General features: G+C 73.1%; 13 protein-coding genes. 7 read left to right on the top strand and 6 right to left on the bottom strand.

The features are described from left to right. Positions 1–116: 116 nt before the first annotated feature. Positions 117–2,825 (top strand): pyruvate, phosphate dikinase, encoded by a 2,709-nt coding sequence (ppdK, locus tag ACWFQ8_RS19530; protein WP_453787494.1) that lies wholly within the window; start codon positions 117–119, stop codon positions 2,823–2,825. Positions 2,826–3,203: 378 nt separating this feature from the next. Then, entirely contained in the window at positions 3,204–4,289 is a 1,086-nt protein-coding gene (locus ACWFQ8_RS19525) for a helix-turn-helix domain-containing protein (protein ID WP_453787493.1), read from the top strand. A 56-nt stretch (positions 4,290–4,345) separates the two neighbouring features. On the opposite strand, the gene ACWFQ8_RS19520 is transcribed toward ACWFQ8_RS19525, so the two are convergent. Next, positions 4,346–5,506, bottom strand: coding sequence for an alkaline phosphatase PhoX (locus ACWFQ8_RS19520; protein ID WP_453787492.1), 1,161 nt, complete (start codon positions 5,504–5,506; stop codon positions 4,346–4,348). Between the two features lie 265 nt (positions 5,507–5,771). Here ACWFQ8_RS19520 and ACWFQ8_RS19515 point away from each other — a divergent pair, with 265 nt between their 5' ends. Then, complete coding sequence (locus ACWFQ8_RS19515; protein ID WP_453787491.1) at positions 5,772–6,254, top strand: group III truncated hemoglobin; 483 nt, start codon at positions 5,772–5,774, stop codon at positions 6,252–6,254. A 220-nt stretch (positions 6,255–6,474) separates the two neighbouring features. Beyond that, positions 6,475–6,882 (top strand): VOC family protein, encoded by a 408-nt coding sequence (locus ACWFQ8_RS19510; RefSeq protein WP_453787490.1) that lies wholly within the window; start codon positions 6,475–6,477, stop codon positions 6,880–6,882. Between the two features lie 16 nt (positions 6,883–6,898). Here ACWFQ8_RS19510 and nirD read toward each other — a convergent pair whose 3' ends face one another. Genes nirD through ACWFQ8_RS19495 form a run of 3 tightly spaced genes read right to left on the bottom strand, consistent with a single transcriptional unit; the run spans position 6,899 to position 11,122 of the window. Further along, complete coding sequence (gene nirD, locus ACWFQ8_RS19505) at positions 6,899–7,231, bottom strand: nitrite reductase small subunit NirD (protein WP_384541423.1); 333 nt, start codon at positions 7,229–7,231, stop codon at positions 6,899–6,901. Then, the gene (nirB, locus tag ACWFQ8_RS19500) at positions 7,228–9,768 is read right to left on the bottom strand and encodes a nitrite reductase large subunit NirB (protein WP_453787489.1); all 2,541 of its coding nucleotides are present in this window, start codon (positions 9,766–9,768) and stop codon (positions 7,228–7,230) included. The genes nirD and nirB overlap by 4 nt, the downstream gene beginning before the upstream one ends. 1 nt (position 9,769) lies before the next feature. Next, positions 9,770–11,122, bottom strand: coding sequence for an NAD(P)/FAD-dependent oxidoreductase (locus ACWFQ8_RS19495; RefSeq protein ID WP_453787488.1), 1,353 nt, complete (start codon positions 11,120–11,122; stop codon positions 9,770–9,772). A 157-nt stretch (positions 11,123–11,279) separates the two neighbouring features. On the opposite strand from ACWFQ8_RS19495, the gene ACWFQ8_RS19490 reads away from it, so the two are divergent. The 3 genes from ACWFQ8_RS19490 (at position 11,280) to ACWFQ8_RS19480 (ending at position 13,744) form a co-directional block, all read left to right on the top strand. Next, the gene (locus tag ACWFQ8_RS19490; RefSeq protein ID WP_453787487.1) at positions 11,280–12,575 is read left to right on the top strand and encodes a ferredoxin reductase family protein; all 1,296 of its coding nucleotides are present in this window, start codon (positions 11,280–11,282) and stop codon (positions 12,573–12,575) included. Between the two features lie 67 nt (positions 12,576–12,642). Next, on the top strand, positions 12,643–12,930 hold the full coding sequence (locus ACWFQ8_RS19485; RefSeq protein ID WP_453787486.1) for a hypothetical protein: 288 nt from the start codon (positions 12,643–12,645) through the stop codon (positions 12,928–12,930). Between the two features lie 37 nt (positions 12,931–12,967). Next, positions 12,968–13,744: a sulfite exporter TauE/SafE family protein gene (locus ACWFQ8_RS19480; protein ID WP_453787485.1), complete on the top strand. Its 777-nt coding sequence runs from the start codon at positions 12,968–12,970 to the stop codon at positions 13,742–13,744. A 21-nt stretch (positions 13,745–13,765) separates the two neighbouring features. Here the strand turns inward: ACWFQ8_RS19480 and ACWFQ8_RS19475 are convergent, their stop codons facing one another. Both ACWFQ8_RS19475 and ACWFQ8_RS19470 read right to left on the bottom strand, forming a co-directional pair. After that, the gene (locus tag ACWFQ8_RS19475) at positions 13,766–14,500 is read right to left on the bottom strand and encodes a class F sortase (RefSeq protein WP_453787484.1); all 735 of its coding nucleotides are present in this window, start codon (positions 14,498–14,500) and stop codon (positions 13,766–13,768) included. Between the two features lie 132 nt (positions 14,501–14,632). Further along, positions 14,633–15,175, bottom strand: coding sequence for a hypothetical protein (locus ACWFQ8_RS19470; RefSeq protein ID WP_453787483.1), 543 nt, complete (start codon positions 15,173–15,175; stop codon positions 14,633–14,635). Positions 15,176–15,355: the final 180 nt, after the last annotated feature.

Raw genomic sequence — 15,355 nt, 5'->3', positions numbered from 1 at the left:
GGCGCACGGGTGGTTACAGCCGTATGACCGCCAAGTGGACGTACCCAGAAGCCTTCGATCTGGGTATGTTCCTGGCCGTCAGGGCAGCCACCCGAGTCCTCGAGGAGTCGAGACCCGTGTCGGAAAACAAAGATCAGAAGTTCGTCTACGACTTCACCGAGGGAAACCGCGACCTCAAGGACCTTCTCGGCGGCAAGGGAGCCAACCTCGCCGAGATGACCAACCTGGGCCTCCCGGTTCCTCCCGGCTTCACCATCACCACCGAGGCGTGCAAGGTCTACCTCGACAGCGGCACGGCCCCGGCCGCGCTGCGCGACGAGGTCAGCGCCCACCTGGACGCCCTCGAAGCGAAGATGGGCAAGAAGCTCGGCCAGTCGGACGACCCGCTGCTGGTCTCCGTGCGGTCCGGCGCCAAGTTCTCGATGCCCGGCATGATGGACACCGTCCTCAACATCGGCCTCTCCGACGAGTCCGTGACCGGCCTCGCCTCCCAGGCCGGTGACGAGCGCTTCGCGTGGGACTCCTACCGCCGCCTCATCCAGATGTTCGGCAAGACCGTCCTGGGTGTCGAGGGCGAGCTCTTCGAGGACGCCCTCGACGAGGCCAAGGCGGCCAAGAAGGTCACCGTCGACACCGACCTCGACGCCGCGGACCTGAAGAAGCTGGTCAAGCACTTCAAGAAGATCGTGGCGAAGGAAGCCGGCCGCGAGTTCCCGCAGGACGCCCGCGAGCAGATGGACCTCGCCGTCGAGGCCGTCTTCAACTCGTGGAACACCGACCGCGCCAAGCTCTACCGCCGCCAGGAACGCATCCCGAGCGACCTGGGCACCGCCGTCAACATCTGCTCCATGGTCTTCGGCAACCTGGGTCCCGACTCCGGCACCGGCGTCGCCTTCACCCGCGACCCCGCCAGCGGCCACGCGGGCGTCTACGGCGACTACCTCCAGAACGCCCAGGGCGAGGACGTCGTCGCGGGCATCCGCAACACCGTGCCGCTCGCGGACCTGGAGTCCATCGACAAGGCCTCGTACGACCAGCTCATGACGATCATGACGACGCTGGAGAACCACTACAAGGATCTCTGCGACATCGAGTTCACCATCGAGCGCGGCCAGCTGTGGATGCTCCAGACCCGCGTCGGAAAGCGCACCGCGGGCGCGGCCTTCCGGATCGCCACCCAGCTCGTGGACCAGGGCCTGATCGACGAGGCCGAGGCGCTCCAGCGCGTCAACGGCGCCCAGCTGGCGCAGCTGATGTTCCCGCGCTTCGACGAGGACGCCAAGACCACCCTCCTGGGCCGCGGCATCGCCGCCTCCCCGGGCGCGGCGGTCGGCAAGGCCGTCTTCGACTCGTACACGGCCGTCAAGTGGTCCCGCTCCGGCGAGAAGGTCATCCTGATCCGCCGCGAGACCAACCCGGACGACCTCGACGGCATGATCGCCTCCGAGGGCATCCTGACCTCGCGCGGCGGCAAGACCTCGCACGCCGCCGTCGTCGCCCGCGGCATGGGCAAGACCTGTGTCTGCGGCGCCGAGGAACTGGACGTCGACACCAAGCGCCGCCGGATGACCGTGGGCGGGACGGTGATCGAAGAGGGCGACGTCGTCTCCATCGACGGCTCCACCGGCAAGGTCTACCTGGGCGAGGTACCCGTCGTACCCTCCCCGGTCGTCGAGTACTTCGAGGGCCGCATGCACGCCGGCGCCGACGACGCCGATGAGCTCGTCGCCGCCGTGCACCGGGTCATGGCCTACGCCGACCGCGTCCGCCGGCTGCGGGTGCGCGCCAACGCCGACAACGCCGAGGACGCGCTGCGCGCCCGCCGCTTCGGCGCCCAGGGCATCGGCCTGTGCCGCACCGAGCACATGTTCCTCGGTGAGCGCCGCGAGATGGTCGAGCGCCTGATCCTCGCCGACACCGACGGCGAGCGCGAGGAGGCACTCAGTGCCCTCCTGCCGCTCCAGAAGAAGGACTTCATCGAGCTCTTCGAGGCGATGGACGGGCTGCCCGTCACCGTCCGGCTGCTCGACCCGCCGCTCCACGAGTTCCTGCCCGACATCACCGAGCTGTCGGTGCGCGTCGCCCTCGCCGAGTCCCGCAAGGACGCCAACGAGAACGACCTGCGGCTGCTCCAGGCCGTGCACAAGCTGCACGAGCAGAACCCGATGCTGGGTCTGCGCGGCGTCCGGCTGGGCCTGGTCATCCCCGGTCTGTTCGCCATGCAGGTACGGGCGATCGCCGAGGCCGCGGCCGAGCGCAAGAACGCCAAGGGCGACCCGCGCGCCGAGATCATGATCCCGCTCGTGGGCACCGTCCAGGAGCTGGAGATCGTCCGCGACGAGGCCGACCAGGTCATCGCCGAGGTCGAGGCAGCCACCGGCATCAGCCTCACGCTGCCCATCGGCACCATGATCGAGCTGCCCCGCGCCGCGCTGACCGCCGGTCAGATCGCCGAGGCCGCGCAGTTCTTCTCCTTCGGTACGAACGACCTGACCCAGACGGTGTGGGGCTTCTCCCGCGACGACGTCGAGGCCAGCTTCTTCACCGCGTACCTGGAGAAGGGCATCTTCGGGGTCTCGCCCTTCGAGACCATCGACAAGGACGGTGTCGGCGCGCTGGTCCGCAGCGCCGTCCAGGCCGGCCGGGCCGCCCGCCCCGACCTCAAGCTCGGCGTCTGCGGCGAGCACGGCGGCGACCCCGAGTCCGTCCACTTCTTCCACGAGGTGGGCCTCGACTACGTCTCCTGCTCGCCGTTCCGGATTCCGGTGGCGCGCCTGGAGGCCGGTCGCGCGGCCGCCGAGTCGAAGGGCAGCGACAGCCGCTGACCCCCGCCCGAGAGGGCCACTGACTGCGCCTGCCCCCGGGTTCCCTGACACCCTGGGGGCGGGCGCACCCATTTGTTGTTCAACAAATCTTTACGCCAGCAGGCGGTGGACGGATCCCCACCCGTCCACCGCCGCTGTCATTCTGCCGGGCACGTCGGCGCTTCCCGATGCGACCGACCGCCAGGCCCCGCAAAGCCCCCCACGGCCTTCGCGGAGCGTTTCGGTCGCACCGGAGTGTGCCCGGCGGAGTACAGGATTTCGGTTGTCACGCCCCTGCCGAAAGGGGTTTCAACTGTGGCTGAAAGGGCGTGGTGACCACGTGTGACGGCGTGCATACTCATGGGGCGGGGGGATTGCGGTTGCACAGGTGGGGGTTCGGTGCTGCGTATCCATTTCACTGGAGTGGACCTGGCACGCGTACGGATGGCAGGGCGTCCCGATGCGTTGTGGGAAACGATTCTCAGCTTTCACCGGTTAAGGGACCGGCGTGATGCGCGGTTGTTCGGTGAATGGCGGACAGAAACCCGGAGCAGGTTGAATAGTGAAACACGCATGCTCGGTATGCTCATACCGAGTCGCGGCTATTTCCCCGATTTCCTGACCCCCGTGGAGGGGCAGTACGGGTGGGACGTGGCCGTGGACGCCCTGCGCGGCATCAGGCCCGAGCGGATGCGGCGCGAGCTGCTGCTGCTCACCTCGGGGATCGGCGCGAGAGCGGCCGCGGGCTTCGGAGCGGGCCTCGGCGGCTCCGGGAGCCCGGCGGACGCGGGCGGCCGACCCGGCGCGGTCGCGCTGCTGCCGCCCAGACTGCGGGAGTTCCTCGACGACGGCCCCCGGCACCTGCCGAGGCTGCTGGGGGAGCTGCGCGCGTACCACCGGGCGGCCGTGGAGCCGTACTGGACCCACATCCAGGCCCAGATCGAGGCCGAGCGGGCCGCGCGCGGCCGTGCGCTGCTGGACGGCGGCGCGGACGAGCTGCTGGCCTCGCTGCCGCCGATGCTGCGGTGGCGGGCGCCGGTGCTGGAGTGCGACTACCCCGTGGACCGCGACGTGCGGCTGCGGGGGCGCGGGCTGCTGCTCCAGCCGTCCTTCTTCTGCCGGCGCACCGCCGTGACCCTGCACGACCCGGAGCTGCCGCCCGTACTGGTCTACCCGGCCGCCGCGCAGCTGGCCTCGGCACCCGCCGGCGGCGAGGCCGCCCGGCCGGTGGAGGAGCAGCGCCAGCGCACCCTGGGCAAGCTGGTCGGTCACACCCGCTCGGTGGTGCTGCGAGCCATCGGCGACGGGGCCACCACCAGCGAACTGGCCCGCCGGGCCGGGGTCTCACTGGCCTCGGCGAGCCAGCACGCCTGCGTGATGCGCGAAGCGGGCCTGGTCACCACCCTGCGCCACGGGAACGCGGTCCTGCACACGGTGACCCCGCTGGGGGCCGCCCTCCTCAAGGGCGGAGCCGTGGCCTCCTGACCAGGGGCCGCGGTGCCGTCCCCCGGACCGGGTCCGGGGGACGGCCGGGCCCGGTCCTAGACGCGGAAGGGGCCGGTGACCTCGTAGGTGATGCCGCCGGTGGAGCTGCCGCTCGTACCGCGCTGGCTGGAGAAGTACAGCCGGTTGCCGGCCGGGGAGAAGGCCGGGCCGCAGATCTCCGAGGAGGACTGGCCGGTGATCCGCAGGAACGGCGCCACCACGTCGTCCGGGGTGATCACGCAGATCTCCATGTTGCCCCCGTCCTCGGCGACGTACAGGTCCCCGTACGAAGAGCCGGTGACGTTGTCGACACCCGTCAGCGGGGCCGCGCCGCCGGGCACCAGCGAATCGTCGTAGGCCAGCTCGTAGGTGTTGTTGGTGAGGTTGAGCTGCCAGAGCCGGTTGTCGCCCTTGGTGGTGAACCAGACCGTGTCGTTGGCGTAGTGGCAGCCCTCGCCGCCGTTGAACTTCTTCGAGCCGGAGACCTGGCTGCGGGTCGCGGTCGGCGAGCCGTCCGGGTCGGGGACGTCGGCCCAGGTGAAGGAGCCGGAGGTGGCCGTGCCGGCCTTCAGGACCTGGAGGGTGCCGGAGGAGAGGTTGCCCCAGGTGTTCGGGATGAACCGGTAGAAGCAGCCGCTGCTCTCGTCCTCCGTCAGGTAGATCACCCGGCGGACCGGGTCGGCCGCCGCCGCCTCGTGCTTGAACCGGCCCATCGCGGGCCGCTGCACGGAGGCGTTCACGCCGTACGGGTCGGCCTCGTAGACGAAGCCCCGGTCGACCTCCTCACAGGACAGCCACGTGTTCCACGGGGTCTTGCCGCCGGCACAGTTCTGCCGGGTGTTGGAGAGGATGCGGTAGGCGCCGGTGACGGTGCCGGAGGAGTTGAACTTCACCGCGCTGGCACCGCCGCTCGGGTTGATCTCCGAGTTGGACACGTAGATCCAGCCGGAGCCGTCGACGTAGCAGGCGCCGCCGTCGGGAGCGCTGTGCCAGGTGTACGAGGTACCGCTGACGGTCTGGCCGGAGCGGGCGATCACCCGGCTGGTGAAGCCGCTGGGGAGCATGATGCCGTTCGTATCCGCCGCGCCCAGCGCCCCGTAGGGGCCGGGACCGGGCTGGGCGGGCGCCGCGTAGGCGGCGCCGCGCATCAGCGTGCCGCCGAAGGCGGCCGCCGACGTGCCGATGACGGCACCGCGAAGGAAGTTACGACGTTCCACGGTCACTCCTGTGGGAGGAAAGGCCCCGCAGCCGGTCGGACGCGGGGTCGCACGCGTCGAGGAACCTAGAAGACGCCAGTTGACGTGACGTCAACTCCTCATTACGCCCGAGCGACCGGTCGGGGTTCAATCCTCCGGCGGGGTACTTCGGCGCGCCGATGCGCTCCGCGCGCAGAGCCCCGCGCGCCGCCGGCCGGGCCGGTCGTGCCCCAGGAGGGGACTTTGCGCCCTGGGAGCGGGACCGGTGGGGGAGGATGGTGGAAGGATGAACCACTCCGTCGTTGCCGACATCTCCGGCCGCGCCGACCTGGAGGTCGTGCTGCGCCGCTTCTACACGGCCGCCTTCGCCGACCGGCGGATCGGGCCGTTCTTCACCGAGATCGCGGGCACGGACCTCGACGTCCACCTGGCCCGGATCGCCGACTTCTGGGAGCGCGCCCTCTTCCGCACCGCCGACTACCGCCACGACGCCTTCGCCCCGCACGCCGCCCTGAACTCGGTGCGGTCCATGACCGCCGCGGACTTCGGGCGCTGGGTGCAGCTGTGGACCGCGGCCGTCGACGGCCGGCACCGGGGGCCGCACGCGGAACGGGCCAAGGCGCAGGGCGAGCGGATCGCGCTGGCCCTGCACAAGCGGCTGTCGGGAGGCGACGGCGACGGCCGGGGCCCGGGCCCCGGCTCGCTGCGCGGCGAGGGCCGGCTGGGTTTCGTACCCCTGGCGGCGGTGGAGCTGCGCTCGGCCGCCTGAGGACCGTGCGGGGGCCGGCGCGGAGGACCCGCGGGGGCCCGTACTGCGGACCGTGCGGCGGCGCGTACCTTCCGCTCACGGCCCTGGCCTGCTCGTTCGCGCGGCCGCGCGGAAGACGCGAAAAACTTCGCCCGGCACCGATGATTTCCGCCCGGCCCCTCGGTCTGTCCCTCGAAGGCGCCGCACGACGCCCGAGTGATGCGAGAGAAGAGGAACCGAGATGTCCGCCACCATGATCTTCGTCAACCTGCCGGTCAAGGACCTGGACGCGAGCAAGGCCTTCTGGGGCAAGCTCGGCTACTCCTTGAACGCCCGGTTCAGCGACGAGAACTGCGCCTCCGTGGTGATCAGCGACACCATCGTCGCGATGCTGCTGACCGAGGCCCGCTACAAGGACTTCACCCACAAGGAGATCGCGGACGCCACTCGGACCTCCGAGGTCCTGCTCTGTCTGAGCGCCGAGAGCCGCACCGCCGTCGACGAGCTCGTCGACGGGGCCGTCGCGGCCGGGGCGACCGAGCCCCGGCCGGCCCAGGACCACGGGTTCATGTACGGCCGCGCCTTCGACGACCTGGACGGCCACACCTGGGAGATCATGTGGATGGACCCGGCGGCGGTCCAGGGCTGACCCGCCCGCGCGTCGCTCAGGAGGTCGCGGCGGTCCGCACCCGGTAGGTCCGGACCGCCACCTCCTCGTCGTCCAGGCAGCGCCCCGACTCCAGGTCGAAGCGCTGCTTGAGCAGCGGTGAGGCCACGAAGGGCCGCCCGCCCGCGCAGCCCAGCAGCCCCCGCGAGAGCACGTGCGCCCCGGTGAAGGGGTCCTGGTTGCCGATGGCGTACGTACGCCCGGAGCGGTCCACGAACACCGCGGCCTGGCTCCCGTCGGGCAGCAGGGCGGCCACCCCGCGCCCCGGGGTCAGCGAGGAAAGCTCGCACACCGTCAGCCAGCCCTCGGCCACGCGCAGCTCTACGGTCATCGGGTGCCTCCCAGGGATTCCAGCGGCTGAAGGGTGAGGACGGTCAGGTCCGGCTTGACCTGGTCCCGCTCGGGGACGAACCGCACGGTCGGGTCGGGGGCGCCGGGAGCGTTGACGAAGGAGACGAATCGGCGCAGCCGCTCCGGGTCCTCCAGCGTCTCGGCCCACTCGTCGCGGTAGTGCGCCACGTGGTCGGCCATCAGGGACTCCAGCTCGGCGCACAGGCCCAGGGAGTCGTGCACGACGACGTCCCGCAGGTGGTCCAGGCCGCCCTCCAGCCGCTCCAGCCAGGTGGAGGTCCGCTCCAGCCGGTCGGCGGTGCGGATGTAGAACATCAGGAACCGGTCGATGAGCCGGATCAGCTCGGCGTCGGAGAGGTCCTGCGCGAGCAGGTCGGCGTGGCGCGGGGTGGCGCCGCCGTTGCCGCCGACGTAGAGGTTCCAGCCGCTCGCCGTCGCGATGACCCCGAAGTCCTTGCTCTGTGCCTCCGCGCACTCGCGGGCGCAGCCGGACACCGCCGACTTGAGCTTGTGCGGGGCGCGCAGCCCCCGGTAGCGCAGCTCCAGGTCGATGGCCATCCGTACGCTGTCCTGCACCCCGTAGCGGCACCAGGTCTGCCCCACGCACGACTTCACCGTCCGCAGGGCCTTCCCGTACGCGTGCCCGGACTCGAAGCCGGCGTCGACGAGGCGGGCCCAGATGCGGGGGAGCTGGTCGACGCTCGCGCCGAACAGGTCGATCCGCTGGCCCCCGGTGATCTTCGTGTAGAGGCCGAAGTCGCGAGCCACCTCGCCGATCACGATCAGCTTGTCGGGGGTGATCTCACCGCCGGGGATGCGCGGGACGACCGAGTACGAGCCGTTGCGCTGCAGGTTCGCCAGGAAGTGGTCGTTGGTGTCCTGGAGGGAGGCCTGCTCGCCGTCCAGGACGTAGCCGCTCGCGCCCAGCGTCGCGGCGAGCGAGGCGATGATCGAGCCGACGGTCGGCTTGCAGACCTCGCAGCCGTCGCCACCGCGCGCCTCCGGGCGGCCGTGGCCGTCGAGCAGCTGCTCGTACGAGGTCAGCCGGCGGGTGCGGACGATCTCGTACAGCTCGGAGCGGGTGTACGGGAAGCAGCCGCACAGCCCCTGGTCGGCCGCGGCGGGCAGCAGCTGGCCGATCACCTTGAGGCAGCTGCCGCAGCCGGTGCCCGCCTTGGTGCACTTCTTGACCTCGGGGACGGTTGAGCAGGCGGTGATGGCCTTCTTGGTGACGTTGTGGCAGGAGCAGATCACCGCGTGGTCGGGGAGCGAGGAGGGGCCGAGGGCGACGGGCGCGCCGAGGCCGGCGGGCAGCACCAGCTGCTCGGGGGCGACCGGCGGCACGCTGCCGGTGAGCGGGCGCAGCAGCCCGTAGGAGTCCGCGTCGCCGACCAGCACCCCGCCGAGCAGGATGCCGTCGGGGGAGACGACCAGCTTCTTGTAGACCCCGGTGCGCGAGTCGGACCAGACGACGTCGAGGCTCCCGGGGGTGGCGCCGTGGGCGTCGCCGAAGGAGGCCACGTCGACGCCGAGCAGCTTGAGCTTGGTGGAGAGGTCGGCTCCGGTGAACTCCTTCTCCCGGCCCAGCAGGTCCTCGGCGGCCGTCTCGGCCATCTCGTAGCCGGGGGCGACCAGACCGTAGACGCGGCCGTCGCAGGCCAGCGCGCACTCGCCGATGGCGTAGACGTGCGGGTCGGAGGTGCGGCAGCGGGCGTCGACGGCGATGCCGCCGCGCTCGCCGACGTCCAGCCCCGCGTCGCGGGCCAGCTGGTCGCGGGGGCGGACGCCGGCGGAGAAGACGACGAGGTCGGCGTCGACGGTCGAGCCGTCGGAGAGCCGCATGCCGCTGACCGCGCCGTCCTCCCCGGTCACCACTTCCTGGGTGCCGACACCGGTGTGGACGGTCAGGCCCATGGACTCGATGGTGCGCAGCAGGGCGGCGCCGCCGCCGTCGTCGACCTGGACGGGCATCAGGCGCGGCGCGAACTCGACGACCCGCGTGGCGAGGCCGAGGCCCTGGAGCGCGCCCGCGGCTTCCAGCCCGAGGAGGCCGCCGCCGACGACCGCGCCGCTGGTGCGGTCCTTGGCGTACTCCTCGATGGCCAGGAGGTCCTCGATGGTGCGGTACACGAAGCAGCCGGGGGCGTCCTTGCCCGGAACGGGCGGCACGAAGGGGTAGCTGCCGGTGGCGAGGACGAGGACGTCGTACGGGAAGACCTGCCCCGAGCGGGAGGTGACGGTGCGGGCGTCGCGGTCGATGTGCTCGGCGGGGTCGTCGAGGTGGAGCGCGATGCCGTGCTCCGCCATGAACCCGGCCGGGGTCATCGACAGGTCCTCGGGGGTGCTTCCGGAGAAGTACGAGGTCAGGTGCACGCGGTCGTAGGCGGGCCGGGGCTCCTCGCAGAGCACGGTGATCCGGTGGGTCCGGGTCGCACCGCGCTCGGCGAGCGCCTCCAGGTAGCGCTGGCCGACCATGCCGTGCCCGATGAGCACGATCGTGGGCAGGGGCTTGGTCATGTCAGTGGCCTCCGTCGTCGGTGAGCAGATGGAACAGGTCGGCGGGGTCGTGCAGGGGTTCGTCGCCCTCCCAGCCGCGGGCGAGGGCGCCCACGGTGGAGAGCTCCCCGAGCAGCACGCCGCCGACGAGGCGGTCGCCGCGGACGACGACCTTCCGGTAGGTCCGGCGGGTGGCGTCGGCGAGGCGGACCACGTCGTCGCCCGGGAGGGCGGTGGTCTCGCCGAACGCGGCGAGGTCGAAGTGCCCGTGCGCGGTTGCGCCGAGGGTGAGACGGGTCAGGGCCCTGGTGCCGGCGTACGGGACCGGGGCGCCGGGCGGCGGGACGGCGCCGGCGCCGCCATCGGTTCCGGTTCCCGTGTCGGTGTCGGTGCCGGTGAGGACCGAGGCGAGCGCGTCGGCCTGCTCCAGTGCGGCGCCCGCCAGGCCGTACACCCGCCCGGCGTGCTCGGCGCAGTCGCCGATGGCGTGGACGCGCGGGTCGCTGGTGCGGAGCCGGTCGTCGACCACGATGCCCTTGCGGACCACCAGTCCGGCGGCCAGGGCGAGACCGGTGCGGGGCCGTACGCCGCAGGCCAGCACGACGAGGTCGGCGTCGAGCCGGTAGCCGTCGGCGAGCTCGACCCCGGTGACCCGGCGGTTCCCCCGGCCCCCTTCCGCCGACGGACCCTGGTGCGGGGCGCGGGATCCGGGCCGGGATCCCGGCAAAGGGGCCGCGGTGACGAGGCCGCGGACGCGGCACTCCGTGTGGATCTCCACGCCCAGAGCGGTGAGGTGGGTGTGCAGCAGGGCGGAGGCGTCCGCGTCCAGCTGGCGTTCCATCAGGCGCTCGCCCTGCTGCGCCAGGACCACCTGAGCACCGCGTGCGTTCAGGGCCCGGGCCGCCGAGACGCCCAGCAGGCCCCCGCCGATCACCACCGCCCGCACACCCGGGCGGACGGCCGCCGACAGGGCCAGGCAGTCGTCCATGGTGCGGAACGCGTGCACGCCGTCCGGGAGGTCCCGCCCCTCGGGCTCGAACAGCCCCCGCAGCGGCGGCAGCACGGGGTTGGACCCGGTGGCCATCACCAGCGTGTCGTACCGCTCCACCGTGCCGTCGTCGCAGTGCACCGCCCGCTCCGCGCGGTCGACGCGGACCGCCCGGACCCCCCGGCGCAGCACTGGGCCGGGGGACGGGAGCGCGGTGACCTCGGGGGCGTAGCGGCCCGCCAGCACTTCGGCGAGCAGCACGCGGTTGTACGGCGCGTGGCTCTCCTCGCCGAGGACGGTCACCGCCGCGGCCGGGCCCATCCGCTGCGCGAGCCGCAGGCCCGCCAGGCCGCCGCCGATCACCACCACACGCTGCTCCGAGGTCATGGCACGAGCGTGCGGTGCCGCTGTTTCCCCGCCGCATCGCTCCTGTTACCCGGACGGAACGCCGACCTCAGCACTGGGGTTAAGGGTCCGTGAGGCCTTCCTCAAGGCCGACTTAAGGACCATCCGCGTCACCGGCGGTGCCCTTAGCGTGACGCCCATGCGAGATGCTGCGGTGCGGGTCAGGAGCGCGATCCTGGGCGGGACGGGGGTGGTGGCCCTGCTCTGGGCGGTGCAGGTACGGCCCTCCGCCCGGCCCGAGGCCCTCTTCGCCACGGCCGCGCACCTGACGGGCCTGCTCGCCGGGTACGGAGTGCTGGTCGTGCTGTTCCTGATGGCCCGGGTGCCCGCCGTCGAGCACGGGGTCGGCGCCGATCGGCTCGCCCGCTGGCACGCCCGCGGCGGCCGGTACGTCCTGCTGCTCTGCTTCGGGCACGGACTCTTCGCCCTCCTCGGGTACGCCGTGCACGAAGGCGTCGACGTGGTCACCGCCGCCCGGGAGCTGCTCGGCTACCCCGCGCTCGCCGCCGCCGCGGCCGGGACCGTCCTCCTGGCCGCGGTCGGCGCCACATCCGCCCGCGCGGTACGCCGCCGGGTGCCGCACGAAACCTGGCGCGGGGTGCACCTGCTCGCCCACCTCGCCGCCGCGCTGGCTTTCGGCCACCAGCTCGCCGGGCCCGATCTGGCGCCGGTGGCCTGGTTCTGGGCGCTCGCCCACACCACGGTCGCCGTCCTGCTGCTCTGGTACCGGGTCGTGGTGCCCGTACGGCAGGCACTGCGGCACGGGCTGCGGGTCGCGGAGGTCCGGGTCGAGGGGCCCGGGGTGGTCTCCGTCGTCGTCCACGGGGAGCATCTGGCGGAACTGCGGGCCGAGCCGGGGCAGTTCCTGCGCTGGCGGTTCCTCCAGCGGCGGCTGTGGCACACCGCCCTGCCGTTCTCGCTCTCCGCGCCGGTCCGGGGGAACACCCTGCGGATCACCGTCAAGGGCCTGGGCGGCCACTCGCGCCGCATCCGCCGGCTGCGCCCCGGCACGCGGGTCCTCGCCACCGGGCCGTTCGGTGCGCTCACCGCCGCCCGGCGGACCCGGCCCAAGGTGCTGCTCATCGCCGGCGGAGTGGGCATCACCCCGATGCGGGCCCTGTTCGAGACCCTGCCGGGCGGCCCCGGGGACCTCACCCTGCTCTACCGGGCCGGGGGCGAGGAGCACCTGGTCCTGCGCACCGAGCTGGAGGCCATCGCCGCCGGGCGGCGGGCCGCACTGCACTACCTGCTCGGGCCGTCGGACGCGGCCCACGACCCGCTCGCTCCCCGGGCCCTGGCCGAACTGGTGCCGGACCTGGCCGATCACGACGTCTACCTGTGCGGGCCGCCCGGGATGACGGAGTCGACCCGGACCGCGCTGCTGCGGGCCGGGGTGCCGGCCGCCTCGATCCACAGCGAGTGCTTCACCGCCTGAACCCGCCCGCCCGGTTCCGTCACGCCGGGTCCCCGTTCCTCCTCGCGTTCCCGAGAGGCCACCGCTCATGCGCCATCCGCTGCACATCGCCCTGTCCGCGCCCGTCCCGGTGGGCGCTCCGGCCGGCCGCCGCCGCACCGCCCCGCCGCGCCACCGCAAGCCCTCCGCGGCGCGGACCGGGCTGGCCGCACTGGCCGCCGTACCGCCCGCACGGCGGCTGGCGGCCGGGCTCGGGCTGGCCGGCGTACTGGCCGCGAGCGTGCTCACGGCGGCCGTGGACCCGGCCGCTCCGGTGGCCCCGGACCGGGCGCCGGCCAGGCAAAGCTCAACGTTTGCGCAAGTTTCCGGAGATTGATGGGCCGTGCACCGAACGGGTCCATAGGGTCGTGGCCGTGCCTGACATATCAACGACCATGATCATCGTTCTGTGCGTGGCCGCCGCGGCGGCCGGCTGGATCGACGCGGTGGTGGGCGGCGGCGGCCTGCTGCTCCTGCCGGCCCTGCTGCTCGGCCTGCCGAACGCCCACCCGGCCACCGTCCTCGGGACCAACAAGGCGGTGGCGGTCGTCGGCACGGCCGGAGCGGCCGTGACGTACGTGCGCAAGGCGCCGGTGGACGTGAAGCTCGCCGTCCGCATCGGCCTGGCCGCGCTCGCCGGTTCGATGGGCGGCGCCGCCCTCGCCGGGGGCATCAGCAAGGACACGCTGCGCCCGCTGATCATGGTGGTGCTCGTCGTCGTCGCCGCCTTCGTCCTCTTCCGGCCCGGCTTCGGCACCGCCCCGGCCGCCTCGCCCGTCAGCCGGGGCCGCGTGCTGCTCGCCATCGGGCTGGCCGGTCTCGGCATCGGCTTCTACGACGGCCTCGTCGGGCCCGGCACCGGCACCTTCCTGGTGCTCGCGCTCACCGCGCTGCTCCACCTCGACCTGCTGACCGCCTCCGCGACCGCCAAGATCGTCAATGTCTGCACCAATGCCGGAGCGCTCGCGATGTTCGCCTACCAGGGCATGGTGCTCTGGCAGTTGGCCGCGCTGATGGCGGTGTTCAACCTGGCCGGCGGCATGGTCGGCGCCCGCATGGCGCTCAAGAAGGGCAGCGGCTTCGTCCGGGGCGTGCTGTTGACCGTCGTGGGCGCGCTGGTCGTCAAGCTCGGCTTCGAGCAGTGGGGCTGACGGCCGGCCCGGCGGGAAGCCTCAGTACGTACCGGTGAGGTGGGCGAAGACGACCACGTTCCCCCGGTAGCCCGTGCGCGGTGAGAACCCGCCGCCGCAGGTGATCACCCGCAGCTCCGCCCTCCGCGAGGGGCCGTACACACGGGAGTCGGGGAAGGCCCCGGCGTCGTACACCTCCACCGCGTGCACCGTGAAGACGGCCGTACGCCCGTCCGCGCGCGGGATCTCCACGGCGGCTCCCCGGCGCAGCGCGCCCAGGTGGTAGAAGACCGCCGGGCCCGCGGCGTCGTCCACGTGCCCCGCGACGACGGCCGTACCGGTGGCCCCCGGAGTGGTGCCCTCGCGGTACCAGCCGGCCAGGTCGCGCCGGGCGGGCGGGGGCACTTCGAGACTGCCGCCCGGCTCCAGGCCGAGCCCGGTCAGCGGGGCGTCGACCCGGATGGAGGGGATCCGGATCCGGGTGGGCGGTGAGCCGGGCAGCGGGGCGATGCCGGGGCCACCGAAGCCGTCGGCGGTCAGGGCCTCGGCGGGGGAGGGCAGGGGCGGCCCGACGGGCTCGCGGGAGCCGCTGGTCACGAGCCAGACACCGACGCAGGCGGCGAGGGCGACGAGCCCGGCGTGGCGGGCGGTGGGGGTGCTGCGGCCGGACGAGCCCGTACCGCATCCGGATCGACCGCCGCCGGGGCGGGGGTGGCCGCCGGCCGGGTGCCAGGGCCGCGGGCCCCGGCTGCCCGCGGCTCCGAATTCGCCACCCATGCGTAGGACCCCCTCCGCTTCCGTTTCGGGGTGACTGGCCGTCGCCCGGCCCCGCGAACGGGGGGACCTCGCGGGGCGGGCGACGGGGGACGGTACCGGTCGGACCGCGGCCGGAGCCGCGGTGGGCGTCCGTCAGCTCCGCGTGCCGCTCGCCCGGCGACGCAGGAGCCAGGTACCGCCGACGGCGGACACGGCCAGTACGGCCGCTCCCGCCGCGATCTTGACGGGGTCGGTGGTGGTGGTCGTGCCACCGCCCACCCCGGTTCGGACGTGGCCCTGCGGGCCGCGTTCGGTGACGACCAGGTCGCCGGTGGCGAACTTGCCGTTCGCGCAGGTCGCGCCGATGGCGTAGGTGCCGGGGCGGGTGCCGCGGGCGACCTGGAACTGCCCCACGACCACCTCCTTGTGCGTGCCCGGCACCAGCTTGAACCGGCCGCCGCCGACCGTCGTGGCATCGCCGTCGGCGTGGCTGCCACGGCCGCAGGCGGTGGTGTTCACGGTGACCGTGCCGCCGGGCGCGGCCGACTTGGGCCACACCTCCAGCGCGGCGAAATCACCGGGGGCGAAAGTCGCCGTACCCAGCTCCGCCGCCGCCACCGCACCGGCGACCGGGCAGGTGAACGCGGCGGCGGTCAGCGCGGCTGCGGTCAGCGCGTGGGCGGTACGTCGGCGCATGGCGGCTCTCCTGGAGACACGGGGTCGTGTTTCCGAGGTAACCCGGGCCGGGCGCCACCCGCCTGCTGAGGTCCCGTCAGCTCGGCCCGTTCGCCCTCCTCGGGCCGTCCGTCCCCGCAGGTCAGTGCCGATCCTGCGGCCATCCGGGGCGCCCGCGCCGTCCGGGTGACGCCGCTGCGG

The sequence above is a fragment of the Streptomyces sp. NPDC055254 genome (assembly GCF_053606025.1).
The sequence above is the reverse complement of the archived record's forward strand: the minus strand, read 5'-3'. Positions and strand labels throughout refer to the sequence as shown.

Bases quoted from the DNA above. Each gene is read 5' to 3' on its own strand.
- ACWFQ8_RS19515 (WP_453787491.1), top strand. From the start codon at position 5,772: ATGAACCACTCCGTCGTTGCCGACATCTCCGGCCGCGCCGACCTGGAG.
- ACWFQ8_RS19510 (WP_453787490.1), top strand. From the start codon at position 6,475: ATGTCCGCCACCATGATCTTCGTCAACCTGCCGGTCAAGGACCTGGAC.
- nirD (WP_384541423.1), bottom strand. From the start codon at position 7,231: ATGACCGTAGAGCTGCGCGTGGCCGAGGGCTGGCTGACGGTGTGCGAG.
- nirB (WP_453787489.1), bottom strand. From the start codon at position 9,768: ATGACCAAGCCCCTGCCCACGATCGTGCTCATCGGGCACGGCATGGTC.
- ACWFQ8_RS19495 (WP_453787488.1), bottom strand. From the start codon at position 11,122: ATGACCTCGGAGCAGCGTGTGGTGGTGATCGGCGGCGGCCTGGCGGGC.
- ACWFQ8_RS19490 (WP_453787487.1), top strand. From the start codon at position 11,280: ATGCGAGATGCTGCGGTGCGGGTCAGGAGCGCGATCCTGGGCGGGACG.
- ACWFQ8_RS19485 (WP_453787486.1), top strand. From the start codon at position 12,643: ATGCGCCATCCGCTGCACATCGCCCTGTCCGCGCCCGTCCCGGTGGGC.
- ACWFQ8_RS19475 (WP_453787484.1), bottom strand. From the start codon at position 14,500: ATGGGTGGCGAATTCGGAGCCGCGGGCAGCCGGGGCCCGCGGCCCTGG.
- ACWFQ8_RS19470 (WP_453787483.1), bottom strand. From the start codon at position 15,175: ATGCGCCGACGTACCGCCCACGCGCTGACCGCAGCCGCGCTGACCGCC.